Raw genomic sequence first — 18,201 nt, forward strand, 5'->3', positions numbered from 1 at the left:
TGCATCGGCTCAGGGATCGGTCTTCGGCACGCCGGTACCACCCGGGATGCGGTCCCCTTCCGTCTCCACCTCCTTGCGCTGCAGGGCCACGTTGCGCGTGGCCGCGCTGATGACCTCCAGCGGCAGCTTGGGCGTACGGTCCGCGTTCAGCAGGCCGTTCGCTTCCTGGAAGGTGTCGGTGAACTGCGTATAGCAGAAGCCGCTGAACATGAAGGTCTCGTTCACCACCCGCAGCAGGTCGCGGTACAGCCCCAGGTAGCTTTCGGCCGAATGCGCGCGCGAATAGCCCCAGGTGGTCTTGTCCGCGTCCGGGTCCTGCTTGGGATCGTAGGCGATGCCGCCGAATTCGGTCAGCACGATCGGCTGGCCGCGGTGCGGGAAGCCATCCAGGGTCAGGATGCGCCCGCCCGGACGCCGCTGGTCGAACAGGGTGCGCACCGGGTCCGTCACCGCGTAGCGCGCCTGCAGCTTTTCCGGGTCGCAGTCGTAGTCGTGGATGCCGAGGATGTCGGTGGCCGAGGCCTCCCAGCCGTCGTTGCCGATCACAGGCCGGGTCGAATCCAGCGTGCGGGTCAGGTGGTACAGCGCCTCGACCGCATTGCGGTGGGCCTGGGTGAGCGTCAGGTTCGGCACGCCCCAGGATTCGTTGAAGGCCACCCACACGATGATGCAGGGGTGGCTGTAGTCGCGCTGGATGGCTTCGGTCCATTCGCGCACCATGCGCGTGATCGCGCGCGAGCTGAAGCGGTAGGCCGAGGGCATCTCTTCCCACACCAGCAGGCCGAGGCGGTCGGCCCAGTACAGGAAGCGCGGATCCTCGATCTTCTGGTGCTTGCGCACCCCATTGAAGCCCATCAGCTTGACCAGTTCCACGTCGCGCTTCAGGTGCTCGTCCGAGGGTGCCGTCATGAAGGATTCCGGCCAGTAGCCCTGGTCCAGCACCAGGCGCAGCTGGTAGGGGCGGCCATTGAGCATGAAGCGGTCGCGGTTGATCGAGACCGAGCGCAGCGCCGTATAGGAGCGGATGCGGTCGAGCACGACATCGCCCGCGCGCAGCGTCACCTCGGCGTCGAGCAAGGTCGGCCGCTCCGGGCTCCACAGGATCTCGTTACGCGAATCGTCGATGCCGGGATCGGACAGGGCGATCTTGCGGTTCGCCTCGCCGGCAAGCAGCTTGTAGTAGTCGTCCGCCAGCAGCTGCTCGCCGTGCCAGATCTTGACTTCGACGAACAGCTCCTGCTGGGTATGGCCGGATGCAAACACTTCGCAGCCGATCTCGTAGGTCTCAAAGATCGGGGTCCAGCGCAGCGAGGCGATGTAGGTATCCGCGACCTGCTCGACCCAGACCGTCTGCCAGATGCCGGTGGTACGCGGGTACCAGATCGAGTGAGGCTCCAGCAGCCAGTCCTGCTTGCCGCGCGGCTTGGCCAGGTCGGCCGGGTCGTCCTCGACGAACACGGTCACCACCTGCTTGCCGTCCGCGCGCATGACACCGGTGATATCGGCCGAGAACGGCGTATGGCCGCCTTCGTGCTCGGCCACCAGGCGGCCGTTGACCCATACCCGGGCGCTGTAGTCGACCGCGCCGAAGTGCAGGATGGTGCGCTTGTCGTTGGGCGCAAGCTCGAACTCGCGCTCGTACCAGACGGCGCGGTGAAAGCCGGTGTCCTGGATGCCGCTCAATTTCGTCTCGACGGCGAAGGGCACGTTGATCTCATGGGTCCATTCGGGACCATGGTCCGGCAGGTGGTATTCGAGCTGGTCGTCGAAGCAGAAGCGCCATTTCCCGTTCAGGTTGATCCAGTTGTCGCGCACCAGCTGGGGACGGGGATACTCAAACTGATTCATTGTTGTCCTTTCTGTTCAGTCGGAACCGGAACCAGGATCCGGCCCTGTCGTCCATGCTTGTTGTAGGCCGCCAGCGCGGCGGCGGCCGCTCCTTCCGCCTGCCCGGCACGGCACAGCGCCACGCAGGCGCCGCCGAAGCCGGCGCCGGTCAGGCGCGCGCCGAACACGCCGGGCTGGGCACGCAAGGCGTCGCACAGCGCGTCCAGTTCGGGAATCGAGACTTCGTAGTCGTCGCGCAGGCTGACGTGCGAGGCGTTCATCAGTTCGCCGAAACGCTCGGCGCTCACGCCTTCGGCCGCTTCCAGCACGCGCAGGTTTTCGCGCACCACATGGCGCGCGCGCTGGCGCATCGGCGCAGGAAGGCTCTCCACCGCCTCCGGGTCGGCGACGTCGCGCAGCGCCCGCACGCCCAGCTTGCGCGACGCTTCCTCGCACTCGGCGCGGCGCTCGTTGTACTTGCTGGCGGCAAGCTTGCGCGCCACGCCCGAATCGATCACGATCAGCTCGGTATCGGGCGGCATCGGCACCAGCCGGTGCTCGAGCGTACGCGCGTCGATGAACAGCATATTGGTTTCATCGGCCAGGCTGGATGCCATCTGGTCCATGATTCCGCAGTTGACGTGGGCGTATTCGATCTCGGCGCGCTGGGCGATGCGGGCCAGCCTGACGTCGTCGAGTTCGAAGCCGAGCAGCGCGCGCAGCGCACGCAGGGTCGCCACCTCGAGCGCAGCCGAGGACGACAGGCCGGAGCCGACCGGCAGCGTGGTCGTGATGTAGATGCGCAGCGGCGGCACCTGCACGCCTTCGAGCTGCACCAGCCGGATGCAGCCTTCGATATAGCTGCCGTAGCCCTGCGCCGCGCTGCCGTCATGGGCAAAGGTGACGGTCTGGTCGAAGGTCGGCGAATAGAAGTGGAAATGCTCGTCGCCGCTGCGGCGCATCGCCACCATCGTGCGCTGCGGCGTCGCCACCGGCAGCATGAAGCCGTCGTTGTAGTCGGTATGTTCGCCGAGCAGGTTAACGCGCCCGGGCGCCGACGCGTTCACTTCCGGCGCGCCGCCGAAGAAGGTGTCGGTGTTCATCATGATCCTTGCGCCTCCAGCCAAAGGGGCCGCTTGCGGCCATGTACGTCCGCCGCCGGCCAGCCGGGGTCGAACGTGAGGTTCTCGAGCCCGTCCGGGCCGAGCAGGAAAGTGTCTTCGATCTTCAGGCCGGCGAAGCTGGGGTTGAAGGCGAAGGCCATGCCTTCTTCCAGCTGGGTGGCGGTGCTGGGCCCGGCCACGATCTCGCGCGCCCGGTAGCCGGTGATGCCGCCCTGGTGGTGCTCGCGGATCGCATCCTCGCGGTCGGCGTGGCGGTAGGCCGCGTCGAACGCGTGGTACACGGCCGACAGCGAGTTGCCGGGCGCGACAGCGGCCAGGCCGGTGGCCTCGACCTCCATCAGGGCACGCTGCGCGTCGAGCGGCGCCGCACCGAACGACACGAAGCGGCTCAGGTTGGCGTACAGGCCGTGGCGGCGCGCGCAGAACACCAGCATCGCGCGCGCGCCCAGCGGCGCGGACGTGGGCGTCGGGTGGCGCCAGGCCGGCAGGCGGCGCTCGCCGGCGGCCAGCACCAGGGCCGGATGGATGCCGCGCCGCCACAGCGCCTGGGCGCCGGCACCGGCCAGCTGATATTCCGTCCAGTCCGGACGCGCCTGGCGCAGCGCCTCGCCCATCGCTTCGGCCGCCTCGCGGCCCAGCAGGCGGTAGCGTTCGCGCTCTTCCAGCCCCAGCACCAGGCGGCGCTGGCGCAGCGTGGCGGGCAATGCGTGCTCGGTCAGGACGCCACCCGGCTGCGGCCGGTCGGACAGGATGGCGCGTCCGGCCGCGGCGTTCCGCACGTAGCGCTCGCGCAGCTCGGGCTCGGCCCAGGGCTCGACGTGGAAGGTGAAACCTTCGGGCAGTTCCTCGGCGCGCAGGCGCTCGGCCTCGATCGCATCGGTCAGGATGCAGGCTTCGTCGGGCGTCACCAGCACCTCGGCCACGCCGAGCTCGGTGGTGTGCAGCACGGCGCTGGAGCCGCCCGCCGTCACCCAGGCGAACCAGTCGACGCCGCGCAGCCGGACCGCCCCCGCATTGGCCGCGGCCAGGTGCGCGCGCAGGACCGCCAGCTTGTGCGCGACCTCGCGGGCGCGTGGCTGGAGTCCGGTCATGCGCCGCCCTCCTCCAGCTTGATTTCCACCTGCTGCAACTCGTAGGCAGTGGTCTCGGGCAGCACGTCCATCGCGAACATGCCGGCCGCCAGTTCGGTGCCGGCCAGGTATTTCAGGCGGTCCCGGGTGCGGTAAGGCGGATAGAACTGCGCGTGCAGCTGCGTCTCGGGGTGCTCGGCGCCGTCGGTGGGCGCCTGGTACCAGGCCATCAGGTAGGGGAAGGGGCGGTTCCACAGCGCCTCGAACTTCAGCAGCACGGTCTTGAGCGCGCGCGCCAGCCCGGCGCGCTGCGGCGGCGTGAGCGCGGCGAAGTCCTTGCACGGCGCGGTCGGCATCACCCACACCTCGTAGGGATAGCGCGCGCAGGCCGGCACGAAGGCGATCGCATGCTCGTCCTGGTACAGCACGCGCTTGCCGTCGGCCGCTTCGTCTCGTGCCATGTCGCACAGCAGGCTGCTGCCGTGCTGCAGGAAGTATTCGCGCTCCTGCGCCAGCATGCGCGCCGGCACCGCCGGCACGAAGGGGTAGGCGTAGATCTGGCCGTGCGGGTGGTGCAGGGTCACGCCGACCTCGGCGCCACGGTTTTCGAAGGGCAGCACGTAGTGGATGTGCTGGTGGCTGCCGATACGTTGCGTGCGGTCGCCCCAGACGTACAGCAGCAGCTCGATGCGCGACAGGGGCAGCGAGGCCAGCGAGGCGTTCGGGTCCTGGGTGAACACCACCACTTCGCAATGGCCGTTGGCCGGCGCGGTCGGCACCGTCACCGCCGGCGGATCGTGCGACTCCAGCGCCAGCGAGGGAAAGCGGTTGTCGAACACGGCGATCTCGTAGTCGCCGGCCGGCATCTCGGTCGGGTGCTGCGGGTCGCCCATCGGGGCCAGCGGGTTGTACTGGGGCGGCGGCTGGTAGGTACGGTTCTGGCGGAACGCGGCGTAGGTCACCCATTCGCCGCGCAGCGGGTGCCAGCGCAGGTGCGGATTGGCATGCTGGGGATCGGCGAACGGACTGGGCGCGGTGATGCCTTCCGGGATCGGCTGGTTGCTGTACAGGGTGAGGTTGCGTCCGTCCGGCTTCTTGAGATCTTGGCTGTGCATGGCATCCAAACAGTGTCGTCCAAAGGTGGCAAATCGGGTGGCAAATACAGGGATAAAACGCTTAAGTAAATGCACGCGAGCAAGCACCGGTCTCCGGCGCCTCGCGGTCTGGCAAAGCCGATCCTAACATGCTGTTTTCGCCACATTTTCCCTGTAGCACTCATGCATTTTCCGGCAGTCAATGACCAGGCGTGACAGAGGAAAAACGCCACGATGGCCGGGGCCTGCCGCTCCTAGGAGAACGCAAGCGGGCCTGCTTGGCTTCGCCACATTTCGTAAGTCTGCTCCTACAAAATGAATAGAAGTATTTACACAATGTGGCGAGAAGAATACTTACGAGCTCCAGCAGATGCCAGAGACGGAAAGGCTCCCTGTCGGGACGAAAAAAAACCCCGCGGCGCGGGGTAGATGGGGGGTGGGCAAGCGGGCATCGCGATCCTGGCCTTGGCCGGACCATCGTGCCGCCCCGCTTACCTGGCCAGCTCGACCAGCACCGCCGTGTACATCTGCAGGTTCAGCAGCAGCTGCTTCTCGGTAATGAACTCGTGCTCCGAGTGGCCGGTGTACACCTTGCCCGGCATGGCCGGGCCGAAGCTGACCGCCCCCGGGAACAGGCGCGAATTGGTGCCGCCGCCAACCGCCACCGGCTGTGGATCCTTGATGCCGGTGAAATAGGAAAACACCTTCATCAAGACCGGCAGCTGTGGCGCGCTCTTCTGCACCCAGGGTTCGCCGATCTTGACCGTGACCCGAGCCAGCGGCAGCCGGCGCGCCTGCCATTGCGCCAGCGCGTCCTGCACTTCGGCCGTCAGCTGCTCGCTGCTCTTGCCCTGCGGACGGCGCATGTTGATCGAGACCTCGATCCCGTCCTGCCCTTGCCGGATGACGGTTGGCGCAAAGCTCATCGGTCCCATGAAGCTGTCGCGGTAGGCGATGCGGCCGAACTTCTCGCCGTAGATGCCGGTACCGACCATCTCGTTGAGGAAGTTCACCACCGCGCCGGCCGTGGTGTCGGCCCAGGGCCGCACCGCCAGCGCGTCGGCCAGCATGCTCACCGCATTCACGCCGTCTTCCGGCTTGGACGAGTGGGCCGAGACTCCCTTGGCCTTGATCGCCAGGCTGCGCGAAGGGTCCCCTTCCTGCCAGCTGAAGCTGTACTGCATGCCCTGCTGGGCGGCGCCGCGTGCCCGGATCGCCTGCTCCAGTTCCGGCGTGGCATTGGCGATGAGGGCGCTGGCGTCTTCCGGGATCTGGCTGCCGAAGAAGCCGCCGCCGAATTGCGCGACGTAGGCTTCGCCGGCCGGCGGCGTGGCCGCGCCCGCGCGCGGCACCGTCACCGCCACCGTGCCATAGCCCTTCTCGGCCGTCACCGCCGGGTACTCGGCGTCGAGCGTGATGTTGACCTGGGGCGGCTGGTGGGTCTTGAGGAACTCCACCAGCGGTCCCCAGTCGGATTCCTCGCCCATGTACACGTACAGTTCGATGCGCTTCGACAGCGGCAGGCCCTGGTCGCGGATCGCCTTCATCGCATACAGGGCGGTGGCGATCGGCCCCTTGTCGTCCTCGGCGCCGCGCGCCAGCAGCTTGCCGGGCTCGCTGCTGCGGTCCAGCACGAAGGGCGACTTCTTCCACTTGCCCGGGTCGACCGGCTGCACGTCGCCGTGGGTGATCACGCCGACCCGCTCGCTGGACTGGCCAAGGCCGATGATCACGGTCCAGCCATGGTCGGTGTAATCGAGGCCGAGGCGCTGCGCTTCCGCCTTCAGGGCCGCCTTGAAGGCGATGTGGACCGGGTTGCGGTCAGACGGAACGGCCGGGTCGGCCACCGTGTTGTAGCTGACCAGCCTGGCGAGGGTATCGACGATGTCCTTGCGGTAGACGCTCACCGCATGCCTGGCGGCCTTGACCGCGGCGGGATTGGGAACCGCGCTGGCCGTGGCCGCGACGGGTGCAGTCGATGCAGCCGATGCGATAGGTGGCGCCAGGGCGCAGGAAACCAGCATCAGGCTGGCCAGCAGTGTCGGTCGAATCATGGTGCCGTCTCCGTTTGCAAAAGCGCGAGGAGTCTAGCACAGCGCCGTGCGCCCGGCGGACGGCCTTCGGGGTATCGTGGGCGCCCATCGCATCGTTTGGAGTACCCGCCATGAGCGCTAGACGCGTCCACCGCCTGCACCCCGCGCTACGCGACGATATCGGCGACCTGATCACCCAGCGTCCCCTGCCCGGCCGCCTGGTCGAGCAGATCGATCCCTTCCTGTTCCTGAACCACCACGGCCCCCAGACCTATCCGCCGCACAACCGCGGCTTGCCCTTCGGGCCCCATCCGCACCGCGGCTTCGAGACCGTCACCTTCATCCTCGCAGGTTCGCTGGCGCACCGCGACAACGCGGGCCACGAAAGCGTGATCCACGCCGGCGGCGTGCAGTGGATGACGGCGGGACGCGGCATCGTGCATGCGGAAGTCTCGCCGCGCGACTTCCTCGAGCACGGCGGCCCGGTCGAGATCCTGCAGCTGTGGGTCAACCTGCCCTCGCGCCTGAAGATGAGCGAGCCGGCCTACACCGGCCTGCAGCGCGCCGACATCCCGGCCCTGGCGCTGGACGAGGGCAAGGTGGTGCTGAACCTGATCGCGGGAGAATGGGAAGGCTGGCGCGGCCCGGTGCAGTCGCTGACCGGGGTATTCATGAGCACCGTGCAGATGCGGGCGGGAGGCGGCATCGTGTTCGGCGGCCTGACCGGGCGCAACGTGTTCCTCTACGTGGCGCGCGGCGTGGTCCAGGTGGGCATGCACGCCGACCTGGTCTCGCCGATGCACCTGGTGGAGCTGGACGAGACCGGCGACACGGTCGCGATCCGCGCCAGCGAAGACGCGCTGCTGGTGTTCGGCCATGCCGACCCGATCCGGGAACCGGTGGTCGCGCATGGCCCGTTCGTGATGACGACCCGCGAGGAGATCTCGCAGGCCATCCTCGACTACCAGGCCGGGCGCTTCGGCTCAGCGCTGGGCTAGCGCCATGTAGTGGCTGGTGCCGCTGCTGATGCGCACGGTGTCCGGCAGGCGGCGGCTGTTCGGGCGTTCGAAGGACAGGCGCAGGTCCTTGCCCATCGCGACGAAGCGGTTCTTGCCGACGTGGATGATCTCGGTCGGGCCATCGCCCAGGTCGGCGTACAGGGTGCGCTCGCTACCGGACACCTTGCCGGTGACGGTCAGCATGCGGCCATCTTCCAGGTCGTAGCGGCCCTGGACGTTGTCGAACATGAAGGGCTCCATCCGTGCCTGTTTCGGCTGCGCACCGACCACGGTGACGCGTTCGGTGTCGGCGCCCTGGGCGGCCGGGGCGGCGGTGGCGGTGGTGGCTGCGGTCAGGGTGAAGAAGGCGGCGGCTGCGAGCAGGAGTTGGGTGCGCATGATGTACTTCCTTTCAGGTCGAATATGAGGTCCGGACCTGTGCGGCTTCGATACTCGCGCCGCGCGGTCCACGTGGGTCAGATTCGCCAGCGTCTGTCGTGTTTGTCTGGCGATGAAAGGAGTGTAGCGATGCTGCGCACAGGCTCAAGCCGGAAGCGCCGAAACGTCGAAAACGGCGCATGAAATGCCCAAAACGCGGACCAGACGGGAGGTGCATATCTGTGCCCTGCGCCGACGTCTGCACGGCATGCAGATATCGCATACGGCCTGGATTGACGGGCGAAACGGGCCGACGCACCGGTCCGCGGAACGTGCGTCCCGATGTGCGCCGATGCCGTACAGTAGGGCTGTTTTCTACCTTTCCAGCACGCACCGATGCCAGCCATTCCCCTCGTCGCCACCACCCGTGGCTACCCCGATGCCGAACCCGCCGTCGAGAACGTGCACGCCGGTTCGATCGCCGTGGTCGACACCCGCGGCCGCCTGCTGTACGCGGCCGGCGATCCGCAGCACGTCATCTTCACGCGCTCGGCGCTCAAGCCTTTCCAGGCCCTGCCCTTCATCCTGTCGGACGGTCCGGCGCGTTTCGGCCTGAGCCGCGACGAACTGGCGCTGCTGTGCGCCAGCCACTCGGGCGAGACGATGCACCTGGACGGCGTGTCTTCCATCCTGGACAAGATCGGCCTCGATCCCAGCCACCTCGAATGCGGCTGCGCCACGCCGCTGTTCTACGAATTCACCGGCCAGCCGGTGCCGGCCGGACGCAGCTGGACGCCGCTGCACCACAACTGCTCGGGCAAGCACAGCGGCTTCCTGGCCTGGTGCCGCCTGCACGGCGCGCCGACCCGGGGCTATGTCGAGCCCGGCCATCCGCTGCAGCAGGCGATCCGCGCCACGCTGGCCGAAACGGCCGGCCTGCCGGCCGGGCGCATGCCCGGCGGCATCGACGGCTGCTCGGCGCCCAATTATGCGCTGCCGCTGGCCACGCTGGCCCACCTGTATGCACGCCTGGCGCAAGGCGGCGCCGATCCGCAACTGGGCGGCGCGATGGGCATGCTGTGCGAGGCCATGACGGCGCGCCCGGACCTGGTCTCGGGTACCGCGCGCACCGACCTGGCCTGGATGACGGCCGGCGACGGCGACTGGGTGGCGAAGATCGGCGCCGATGCCGTGCAGGCGGTCGGGATCCGCTCGGCCGGCCTGGGCATCGCGGTCAAGATTGCCGACGGCAACAGCCGCGCCCTGCATCCAACGGTGTACGCCGTGCTGGAGCAGCTCGGCCTGCTGGACGAGGCGCGCCGGACCCGGCTCGACGCCTTCCGCCAGCCGGCGATCCGCAATGCGCGCGGCACCGTGACGGGCGACATCCGGACCCTGTTCAGGCTGGCGCCGGCCGGCTGAGCCCGCGCAGCAGGGCCGCCACCGTGTCGAGCACGGCCGCGTCTTCCCAGTAGCCGTCATGGGCCAGCGGGTTCCAGCTGCGCAGCAGCAGGCCGGCCACGCCGCTGCCCGCGTTCACGACGCGGTCCTCGACCAGCTCGCGGTAGCCGCCCGGCAGCGGCTGCAGCGGCCAGCCCAGCACATCGTCCGGATCGTAGAAGTTGATCCACCTGAAGCCAGGGGTGGGCCTGGCGATCGGAATGATGTGCATGCGCAGGTGCGCCGCGACGAACACCGGGATGTTGCAGCCGGTGGTGACCAGGACGGCGCAGCTGCCGGCCCCGATGAAGCGCTGCTCGCTCGCGGTCAGCGGGCGGCCGAGCGTGGTGATGGCCCAGGCGCCGATATTGCGCCAGATGCCGGCGCCGACCGGCCGGCCCTGCGCGGCTTTCTGGGCGTCGTAGATGTAGCTGGACAGCACCTGGCAGCCGAGCGACTGGGCCAGGAACACCACCGGCATGCCCGGATGCACGGCATGCGCAGACAGCAGGGTGCGCGCGATCTCGCCCTGGGCCAGTTCGTAGACCGAGCCGGGAAGCTCCTTGCGGTTCTCGAGCCCGGCCGCGTCGCCGAAGCCGTGCAGCACGAACTTGCGCAGCTCCGGGTAGCGCAGCGTGGCCTGGGCATTGGTGTGCGCCCAGATCGCGTTCTGGTTGTCCTGCAGGATCTTCTGGTAGTACACCGAGCGCATCGTCACCTGCCCCGCCAGCGCGCCGAGCCGGCCGCGCAGGCGCGCCATCACGCCCTCCGCATAGGTGGGCGGGGTTTCTCCCATGCCGTGTACCGTGACCAGCGCCACGTGGCTCATCGCTGCCTCCTGTTCCGTTTCCGTGCAGGGAGCAGCCTAGCAGTTTTCGCCGCGCCGCACGCATGCGCCCGTTAAACCTGGCTGCGCTACCATGGGGCTTTCGGCACACCGCAACCCATGCCAGAACCGCTCTTCAGCTGCTACCGCGACGCCATCCGCGGCCTCGACCTGTCCGCCGTCACGGCCCCGGAACGGATTCCCGAGGCCTTCCTGCTGGCGCGCGCGGGCCGCTACAGCACCCACTACATTCCCTTCGAATCGGTGCATGCGCAGGCGCGCGTCGTGGTGGCCGGCATCACGCCCGGCTTCGCGCAGTGGAAGAACGCGATGCGCGAAGCGCAGCGCGCGCTGGCGGCCGGCGCACATGACGCCGACGTGCTGCACGCCGCGCGTCTGGCAGGCGCCTTCAGCGGCGCGATCCGGCCCAACTTCGTGGCCTTGCTGGACGCGATCGGCGTGCAGCGCTGGCTCGGCATCGCCAGCTGCGCCACCCTGTTCGATGCCGATGCCGGCCTGGTGCAGGTAAGCGCCGTGCTGCGCCACCCGGTGTTCGTGGACGGGAAAAACTACAGCGGCTCGCCCGCTCCGCTGCGCCAGCCCTTCCTGCGCGAGCAGGTGCTACGCTGGTTCGCGCAGGAAGCGCGCCAGCTGCCCGGCGCGCTGTACATCCCGATGGGCGCCAGCGTCAGCGCGACGCTGGACTGGCTGGTGGAAGAAGGCGTGATCGGCGCCGGGTGCGTGCTGCATGGACTGCCCCATCCCTCGGGCGCGAATGCGGAGCGCGTCGCTTATTTCCTGGGCCGCAAGGAGCGCGCCGCGCTGTCGGGCAAGACCGATGGCGCCCGGATCGACGCGGCGCGCGCCGGCCTGCTGGCGCAGATGGACGCCCTGCTGGCAGGACGTGGGGGCTAGCCGCGCATCACCCGCCAATCTCCAGCGCGAACTGCGCAAGCCCCTCTACCCCGCCGCGTACGCGGTCGCCCGGTACCAGGGCCGCGACACCGGCCGGCGTGCCGGTGAAGATCAGGTCCCCGGGCGCCAGCGCCACCAGCCGCGACAGGTGGGCGACGATCTCGGGCACCGTCCAGATCATCTCGTTTAACCGCCCCTCCTGGCGCAGCGTGCCGTTCACCTCGAGCCAGATGCGGGCGTCGCGCGCCTGGCCGGCCTGCGCCGCCGGGACCAGCGGGCTGCAGGGCGCGGAGGCGTCGAAGCCCTTCGCCATGTCCCAGGGCCGGCCGCCATCCTTGGCGATCGCCTGCAGGTCGCGCCGGGTCAGGTCCAGGCCCACGCCATAGCCCCACACCAGCGCCGCCGCGTCCTGCGGCGCGATATCCGCGCCGCCGGCGCCGAGCGCCACGACCAGCTCGACCTCGTGGTGCAGCTCGCGGGTGGCGGGTGGATACGGCAGCCTGCCGCTGGCTGGCACCACGGCGTCGGCCGGCTTGGCGAAGAAGAACGGCGGCTCGCGTGCGGGATCGCTACCCATCTCGCGTGCGTGGGCGCTGTAGTTGCGGCCGACGCAGAACACGCGCCGCAGCGGAAAGCGGTCGGCGCTGCCGGCCACGGCCAGCGAGGGCAAGGCGGGAACGGGAATGACGAAGCCAGACATGCGGGTCCTTTCGTAACGGGTTCAGGCCGGGCTGGCCGCCGCCTGCGCGCGCGCCGCGGCGGCCCCTACCGCCTCCAGCACGCGCACCAGCGCGGTCATGTCCACCGGCTTGACCAGGTGGTGCGCGAAGCCGGCCGCGAGCGCCCGTTCACGGTCGCTGGCCTGGCCGTAGCCGGTGATCGCGACCAGCACCGTGTGGCTGGTTTCGGGCATGGCGCGCAGCTGCTCGGCCAGGTGGTAGCCGTCGATGTCGGGCAGGCCGATATCGACCAGCATCGCATCCGGCCGCTCGGCGCGCGCACGGCGCAGGGCCGAGCGCGCATCATACTCGACCGCGCTGTGGTAGCCCTGCACGTCGAGCAGCGTGCACAGGCTGTCGGCGGCGTCGGCGTTGTCGTCGACCAGCACCAGCCGCAGCGGCCGCGCCAGCGCCGTTTCCGGCACGCCCGCGGTCCCAGGCGCGGCATCATCGGCTTCGGCGCTGCCGGGCGCCGTCTCGACGCAGGGCAGCGCCAGCGTGAAGCGGCTCCCCAGGCCGACGCCCTCGCTATGGGCGCCGACCTCGCCGCCATGCAGCTCGACCAGGCGCTTGACGAGGGTCAGGCCCAGTCCCAGCCCGCCCTGCGAGCGCGCCAGCGTGCGTGCGCCCTGGGTAAACAGGTCGAACACGTTCGGCAGCAGCTCGGGCGGCATGCCGGAGCCATTGTCGCTGACCGTGAGGCGCATGCTGCCGGCGTCCATGCCGAGCTCGAGTGCGATGCGGCCCCCCTTCTGGGTGTACTTGGCGGCGTTGTTCAGGATATTCGCCACGCTCTGCACCAGGCGGGTATGGTCGCCACGCACGCAGACCGGTACCGGCGGCAGTGCCAGCGCCACCTGCTGTTCCTTCTCGTCCAGCAGCGGGCGTGCCTGGTCCAGCGCTCCGACGACGACGTCGCGGAAGTCGACCACGCCCAGCTTGAGCTTGACCAGGCCGCGGGTGACGCGCGAAACGTCCAGCAGGTCGTCGATCAGGCGGCTCATGTGGCGCACCTGGCGGCTGATGATGGTGCTGGCCTGGCGGATGCGCGGCTCGTCCCTGAACTGCATCGACAGCAGGCTGGCGGAACTGCTGATCGGGGCCAGCGGATTGCGCAGTTCGTGCGCCAGCATGGCCAGGAAATCGTCCTTGGTGTGGCTCAGGCGCTCGGCCTGCACGCGCGCCGCGCGTTCGCTCTGCAGCAGGGCGTCGCGTTCCAGCGCCGACTTCTGCGCCACCTCGTACAGGCGCGCGTTGTCGATCGCCACCGCGGCCTGGGCCGCGACGCCGGCGAGGATGCGTTCGGTGCGTTCGGTGAACACGCCCGGCTCGCAATGGCCGAAGCACAGCCCACCCAGTACCGCGCCCGAGCGCGAGACCACCGGCAGCGCCAGATAGCTGCGCACGCCCGCGGCGCCGGCTTGCGCCGCATGGCGCGGATCGCATGTGATGTCCTCGCAGCGCACGGGCGCTTCGCTCCCGAGGCCCGGGCCCAGCAGGCTGGCGAAGCGCGCCAGCTCGGCCGGCGCCGTGCCCGACAGCGTGTACGCTTGCGGACGTGCGCCCTGCCCGTCCTGGACGCGGTAGAAGAAGGCGCCCACGCGCGCCCCGGCCAGTTCGGTGGCGGCGTCGGTGATCGCCTGCAGCAGCGTGTCCAGGTCGAGCGTCGAGGCCAGGGCCTGGCCGCTGCGGTTGACCATCTCGAGCACGCGCTTCTCGTCGCGCAGCGATTCCTCCACGCGCGCGCGCCGCACCGCCTCGCAGGTGTGGCGCGCCACGTCCTCGGCCAGCGCCACTTCGTGATCGCCCCAGTGGCGCGGCTGCTGCTCGTGCAGGTAGAAGATCGCCGCCAGCCGCCCCTCCTCGAGCAGCGGCACGATGAGCATCGCGCGCGCTCCGATGCTGGCATAGCCGGCCGCGTAGGGTGCGGCACGCGTGTCGGCGCCGATGTCGTCCAGGCGCACGGTACGTCCAAGGCGCAACTGCGCGATGATCGCCGGCCCGAAGCTGTCCAGCGCGCGCGATTCGCCGGCCAGGCTGGCGATGCTGCCGTCGGTCCAGTCGCGGTGCATGCTGACGCTGCGCCCGGCGGCGTCGATCTCGCCATAGCCAACCCGCCCCACGCCCAGGTACTCTCCAGTGAGCCGGCTCGCCGCTTCCATCGTGCGCACCGCGTCGACCAGGCCGCGCAGGGTGTCACTGAGCTTCAGGTGGAAGGCATGGCGGTGCTCGGCCAGCACGCGCGAGGTGGTATCGGACAGCACGAAATAGACGCCGACAATGGCGCCGCCATGGCGTACCGGCGTGATCGACACGGAAAAATAGCGGCGTTCGTGCTTGCCGTTGCGGCGCAAGTCGGTCAGCACGTCTTCCAGGTGCACCGTGTGCCCGGCCAGTACCTGGGCCACGTGGGGCTGCAGGCGCGGCCACAGTTCCGGGCGTACCTGCGGATAGGGCTCGCCCAGCGCGGCCGGGTGCTTGTCCCCCAGCAGGTCGGCATAGGCTTCGTTGTAGAACAGGCGCAGTTCCGGTCCCCAGGCGATGGCCATCGGGAAGTGGGCGCCGACGATCAGGTCGGCGATCGCCTGCATGCCCTCGGCCCAGGTATCCGGCTTGAAGGGCCATGGAAGTCCGCTCCCCGGGAGGGGCAGGAGGGGGAGGCTGCTATGGTTGCTCATCAGGATTGCCCAGTTCTTTCCGCGCGGCGGACGGTCGCAGGCACGGGAAACCTGTCGCCGCGGATAGTTGTTGCGCCGCCAACTTTTTTGTAATCGGGCGATTATAACGAGCAATCTTGCAAGGCCGCGCCCGGTACGAATCTCGCGTTTGTGCAGGCTATGCAGGCTGGATTGAATGGTTTGGATCGTCCTTCATTGGGTCACGGCAGGCTGGTCGTGCCCTATTATTTGCCTCTAATCAACTGGAGAGGCATATGGTCAGTCAAGAAAAAACCACCGTCTTCCGTCGTCCGTTCACGCTGCTGTGTACCGTCGCGGCGAGCCTGCTGGCCGGCGCCGTCCACGCCGATGCGCTCAACGACGCCATCGAGCGCGAGATGCGGCGGCGCCAGGTGCCAGGGATGGCGGTGGTCGTGGTCAAGGATGGCCGGATCGTGCGCGAGAAGGGCTATGGACTGGCGAATCTCGAGCACGCGGTGGCGGCCACGCCCGACACCGTGTTCCAGTCGGCCTCGGTCGGCAAGACCTTCACCGCGGCCCTGGTGCTGCTGCTCGAGAAGGACGGCAAGCTCGGGCTCGACGACCCGATCGGGCGCTACCTCGACCACGCTCCCAAGGCCTGGGACGGGATCACCATCCGCCACCTGCTCACCCACACCTCGGGCCTGGGCGATCCGTACACGCAGATCGACCTGCGCAAGGATTACACGGAAGCCGAACTGCTGGCACTGGAAGCGGCGCTGCCGCTGCTGTCCGCGCCGGGCGAGCGCTTCGCCTACAGCAATGCGGGCTACCACCTGCTCGGCTTCATCTGCAACCGCGCCGGCGGCAAGTTCTGGGGCGAGCAGCTGAAGGAGCGCATCTTCGCGCCGCTCGGCATGGCCGCGGCCGTGATCAGCGAAGCCGACATCGTGCCGCGCCGCGCCGCCGGCTACGAGCGCATCGACGGCAGGCTGCAGAACCAGCGCTGGGTCGCGCCCAGCCTGAACCGCACCGCGGATGGCGCCCTGCACCTGAGCGCGCGCGACCTGGCGCGCTGGGACCTGGCGCTGGACGGCGAGACCATCCTCGACGCCCGCATGAAACAGGCCAGCTGGACGTTGCCGCGGCTGAACGACGGCAGCAGCGGGCCGTATGGACTGGGCTGGTACGTGGGCACCCAGAATGGCCACCGCAGGGTAGAGCATGGCGGCGCCTGGCAGGGCTTCAAGACGGCCCTGGTACGCTATCCGGACGACCGGCTAAGCGTGATCGTGCTGGCCAATTCGGCCGCCGCGCGCCAGGGCAAGGTGGCCGACATGGTGGCCGCCCACTACCTCCCGGCGCTGGCGCCGGTGCGCCCGGCGGCGATCGCCGACTCCGAACCGGCCCGCACCGCACGCGCCCGCAAGGCGTTGGAACAGCTCTCGGGGGGACGGGTGCCGGACGGCCTGTCCACCCAGGAGCGCGGGCGCTACTCGCCGCAGTGGGTGGCCCAGATCGCCACCGAATTCCGCGACTTCGGTGCGCTGCGCACGGTCGAGCTGCTGGCGCGCAGCGCAGAGGGCGGCGGCAGGCAGGCGCGCTACCGCTTCCTGTTCGAGAACGAGACGGTGCTGCTGTCGCTGCACGAAGGGCAGAATGGCCTGATCGAACGGCTGGGCATCGGACTCGAATAGGCTGGCGCAAGCAGCTGGCGCTCAGCGCGCCACCGACATCCGGAAGCGCGACTCAGTGGCGTATTCCTGGCCCGGCCGCAGGATCACGCCCGGGAACTGGGGCTGGTTGGGCGAATCGGGGAAATGCTGCGGCTCGAGGCAGAAGCCGCTGCGGTGGCCGTAGGTGTGTCCCTTGCCGCGCAGGCTCCCGTCGAGGAAATTCCCGCTGTAGAACTGCACGCCCGGCTCCTCCGTGTACAGCTCCAGCACGCGGCCCGAGGCCGGCTCCACCACCCGCGCCGCGCGCATCATGCCCGCTCCCTGCGGCCTGGCGAGCGCGAAGCAGTGGTCATAGCCCTGGCCGTTGCGCAGCTGGACATCGTCCGCGCCGATGCACGCGCCGATCGGCCGTGGAATGCGGAAATCGAAGGGCGTGCCAGCCACCGGCGCCAGCGCGCCGGTCGGGATCGACTCGGCATCGATGGCGACGAAGGCGTCGGCCTCGATGGCGAGCAGGTGTTCGAGGATGCTGCCCTGCCCGGCCAGGTTGAAGTAGCTGTGCTGGGTGAGGTTGACCGGGGTGGCCCGGTCGCACACGGCGTGAAAACGCACCACCAGTTCGTTGTCGTCCGTGAGCCGGTAGACGACGGTGGCGTCGAGCCGGCCGGGGTAGCCCTGTTCGCCGTCAGGACTGGTGTAGGCCAGGCGCAGGCTGTCGCCATCGACCGTGGCGTCCCACTTGCGCCGGTCGAAGCCCGGCGCGCCGCCGTGCAGGTGGTTGTTGCCGTCGTTGGTGGACAGGATATATTCGCGGCCGTCAAGCGTGAAGCGGCCACGCGCGATGCGGTTGCCGTAGCGGCCGATCAGGGCGCCGAAATACGGGCTGTCGCCCTGGTAGGGAGCGAGCGAGTCGAAGCCGAGCACGATGTCGGCCAGCCGGCCTTCGCGGTCGGGTGCGTGCAGCTCGGTGACGATACCGCCGAAATCGATGATGCGGGCCAGCAGGCCATGCGCGTTCGTCAGGGTGAACTGGGTGATGGGCGTGCCGTCTGTCAGCTGGCCGAAAGGTGCCTGGGTGATACTGGTGCGCACGTTGTCCGCTCCTTGCAGTGGCGATGAGGGCCGATCCTAGCATGGGGTACCCGGGAGCCGCGCACGGCCCCCGGACGGATGCCTGGCGCGCCGCTTTTCATTCATTCCGTTACCCATTTACAACACGCTTGCGCCCTGAGCGCCTGAGTTTGCGCTGGATCGTGCGGCATTTTGGCCACGTAGCACATGCTTTCTAGAAACAGAATAAGGAAAGAACCAATCAATAGTGGCAACATGATTCAGGCATTGGTAAGCTGAGATTTTTGCAACAGTAAATTTTCAATAACATCAAGACGGCATTCGAAAACCACTTCCACTACTGGAGAGCAGCAATGAAAATGAAGAGCCTGGCCATCGCCCTGTTAACCGT

At 68.7% G+C, this 18,201-nt stretch carries 14 protein-coding genes; 4 read left to right on the forward strand and 10 right to left on the reverse strand.

Features of this window, described 5'->3' with window-relative positions:
- Positions 1-9: 9 nt before the first annotated feature.
- The 5 genes from LCI23_RS18705 to LCI23_RS18725 all read right to left on the reverse strand — a co-directional run bounded on the left by LCI23_RS18705 (position 10) and on the right by LCI23_RS18725 (position 7,169).
- Entirely contained in the window at positions 10-1,848 is a 1,839-nt protein-coding gene (locus LCI23_RS18705) for a glycoside hydrolase family 2 protein (RefSeq protein ID WP_224947962.1), read from the reverse strand.
- Positions 1,845-2,933, reverse strand: a complete 1,089-nt coding sequence (galK, locus tag LCI23_RS18710; RefSeq protein ID WP_224947963.1) for a galactokinase — start codon at positions 2,931-2,933, stop codon at positions 1,845-1,847. Before galK ends, LCI23_RS18705 begins: the two co-directional genes overlap by 4 nt.
- Positions 2,930-4,042: a Xaa-Pro peptidase family protein gene (locus LCI23_RS18715; RefSeq protein WP_224947964.1), complete on the reverse strand. Its 1,113-nt coding sequence runs from the start codon at positions 4,040-4,042 to the stop codon at positions 2,930-2,932. The genes galK and LCI23_RS18715 overlap by 4 nt, the downstream gene beginning before the upstream one ends.
- Positions 4,039-5,136 carry a galactose-1-phosphate uridylyltransferase gene (galT, locus tag LCI23_RS18720; RefSeq protein ID WP_224947965.1) on the reverse strand — a complete coding sequence of 366 codons (1,098 nt, stop codon included), beginning with the start codon at positions 5,134-5,136 and terminating at the stop codon, positions 4,039-4,041. The genes LCI23_RS18715 and galT overlap by 4 nt, the downstream gene beginning before the upstream one ends.
- A 470-nt stretch (positions 5,137-5,606) precedes the next feature.
- A complete protein-coding gene (locus tag LCI23_RS18725; RefSeq protein ID WP_224947966.1) occupies positions 5,607-7,169 on the reverse strand; it encodes a dipeptidase in 1,563 nt (520 codons plus the stop codon).
- Between the two features lie 110 nt (positions 7,170-7,279).
- Here LCI23_RS18725 and LCI23_RS18730 point away from each other — a divergent pair, with 110 nt between their 5' ends.
- Complete coding sequence (locus tag LCI23_RS18730; protein WP_224947967.1) at positions 7,280-8,146, forward strand: pirin family protein; 867 nt, start codon at positions 7,280-7,282, stop codon at positions 8,144-8,146.
- Here the strand turns inward: LCI23_RS18730 and LCI23_RS18735 are convergent.
- Positions 8,132-8,545, reverse strand: coding sequence for a hypothetical protein (locus LCI23_RS18735; protein ID WP_224947968.1), 414 nt, complete (start codon positions 8,543-8,545; stop codon positions 8,132-8,134). The genes LCI23_RS18730 and LCI23_RS18735 overlap by 15 nt on opposite strands.
- 375 nt (positions 8,546-8,920) lie before the next feature.
- Here LCI23_RS18735 and LCI23_RS18740 point away from each other — a divergent pair, with 375 nt between their 5' ends.
- A complete protein-coding gene (locus LCI23_RS18740; RefSeq protein ID WP_224947969.1) occupies positions 8,921-9,946 on the forward strand; it encodes an asparaginase in 1,026 nt (341 codons plus the stop codon).
- On the opposite strand, the gene LCI23_RS18745 is transcribed toward LCI23_RS18740, so the two are convergent.
- Positions 9,924-10,793, reverse strand: coding sequence for a hypothetical protein (locus tag LCI23_RS18745; RefSeq protein ID WP_224947970.1), 870 nt, complete (start codon positions 10,791-10,793; stop codon positions 9,924-9,926). The genes LCI23_RS18740 and LCI23_RS18745 overlap by 23 nt on opposite strands.
- A 117-nt stretch (positions 10,794-10,910) precedes the next feature.
- Between LCI23_RS18745 and LCI23_RS18750 the strand changes: the two genes are divergently transcribed.
- Positions 10,911-11,705: a hypothetical protein gene (locus LCI23_RS18750; protein WP_224947971.1), complete on the forward strand. Its 795-nt coding sequence runs from the start codon at positions 10,911-10,913 to the stop codon at positions 11,703-11,705.
- Between the two features lie 7 nt (positions 11,706-11,712).
- Here the strand turns inward: LCI23_RS18750 and LCI23_RS18755 are convergent, their stop codons facing one another.
- Together LCI23_RS18755 and LCI23_RS18760 are read right to left on the reverse strand one after the other, a co-directional pair.
- The gene (locus LCI23_RS18755; protein WP_224947972.1) at positions 11,713-12,405 is read right to left on the reverse strand and encodes a fumarylacetoacetate hydrolase family protein; all 693 of its coding nucleotides are present in this window, start codon (positions 12,403-12,405) and stop codon (positions 11,713-11,715) included.
- Positions 12,406-12,426: 21 nt separating this feature from the next.
- Positions 12,427-15,102 carry a GAF domain-containing protein gene (locus LCI23_RS18760; protein ID WP_224947973.1) on the reverse strand — a complete coding sequence of 892 codons (2,676 nt, stop codon included), beginning with the start codon at positions 15,100-15,102 and terminating at the stop codon, positions 12,427-12,429.
- A 254-nt stretch (positions 15,103-15,356) separates the two neighbouring features.
- Between LCI23_RS18760 and LCI23_RS18765 the strand changes: the two genes are divergently transcribed.
- The gene (locus LCI23_RS18765; RefSeq protein ID WP_224947974.1) at positions 15,357-16,760 is read left to right on the forward strand and encodes a serine hydrolase; all 1,404 of its coding nucleotides are present in this window, start codon (positions 15,357-15,359) and stop codon (positions 16,758-16,760) included.
- 21 nt (positions 16,761-16,781) lie between these two features.
- On the opposite strand, the gene LCI23_RS18770 is transcribed toward LCI23_RS18765, so the two are convergent.
- A complete protein-coding gene (locus LCI23_RS18770; RefSeq protein WP_224947975.1) occupies positions 16,782-17,831 on the reverse strand; it encodes an aldose epimerase family protein in 1,050 nt (349 codons plus the stop codon).
- Between the last annotated feature and the right edge of the window lie 370 nt (positions 17,832-18,201).

Source organism: Massilia sp. MS-15, assembly GCF_020176695.1.
Classification (GTDB): domain Bacteria; phylum Pseudomonadota; class Gammaproteobacteria; order Burkholderiales; family Burkholderiaceae_D; genus Telluria; species Telluria hydrophila.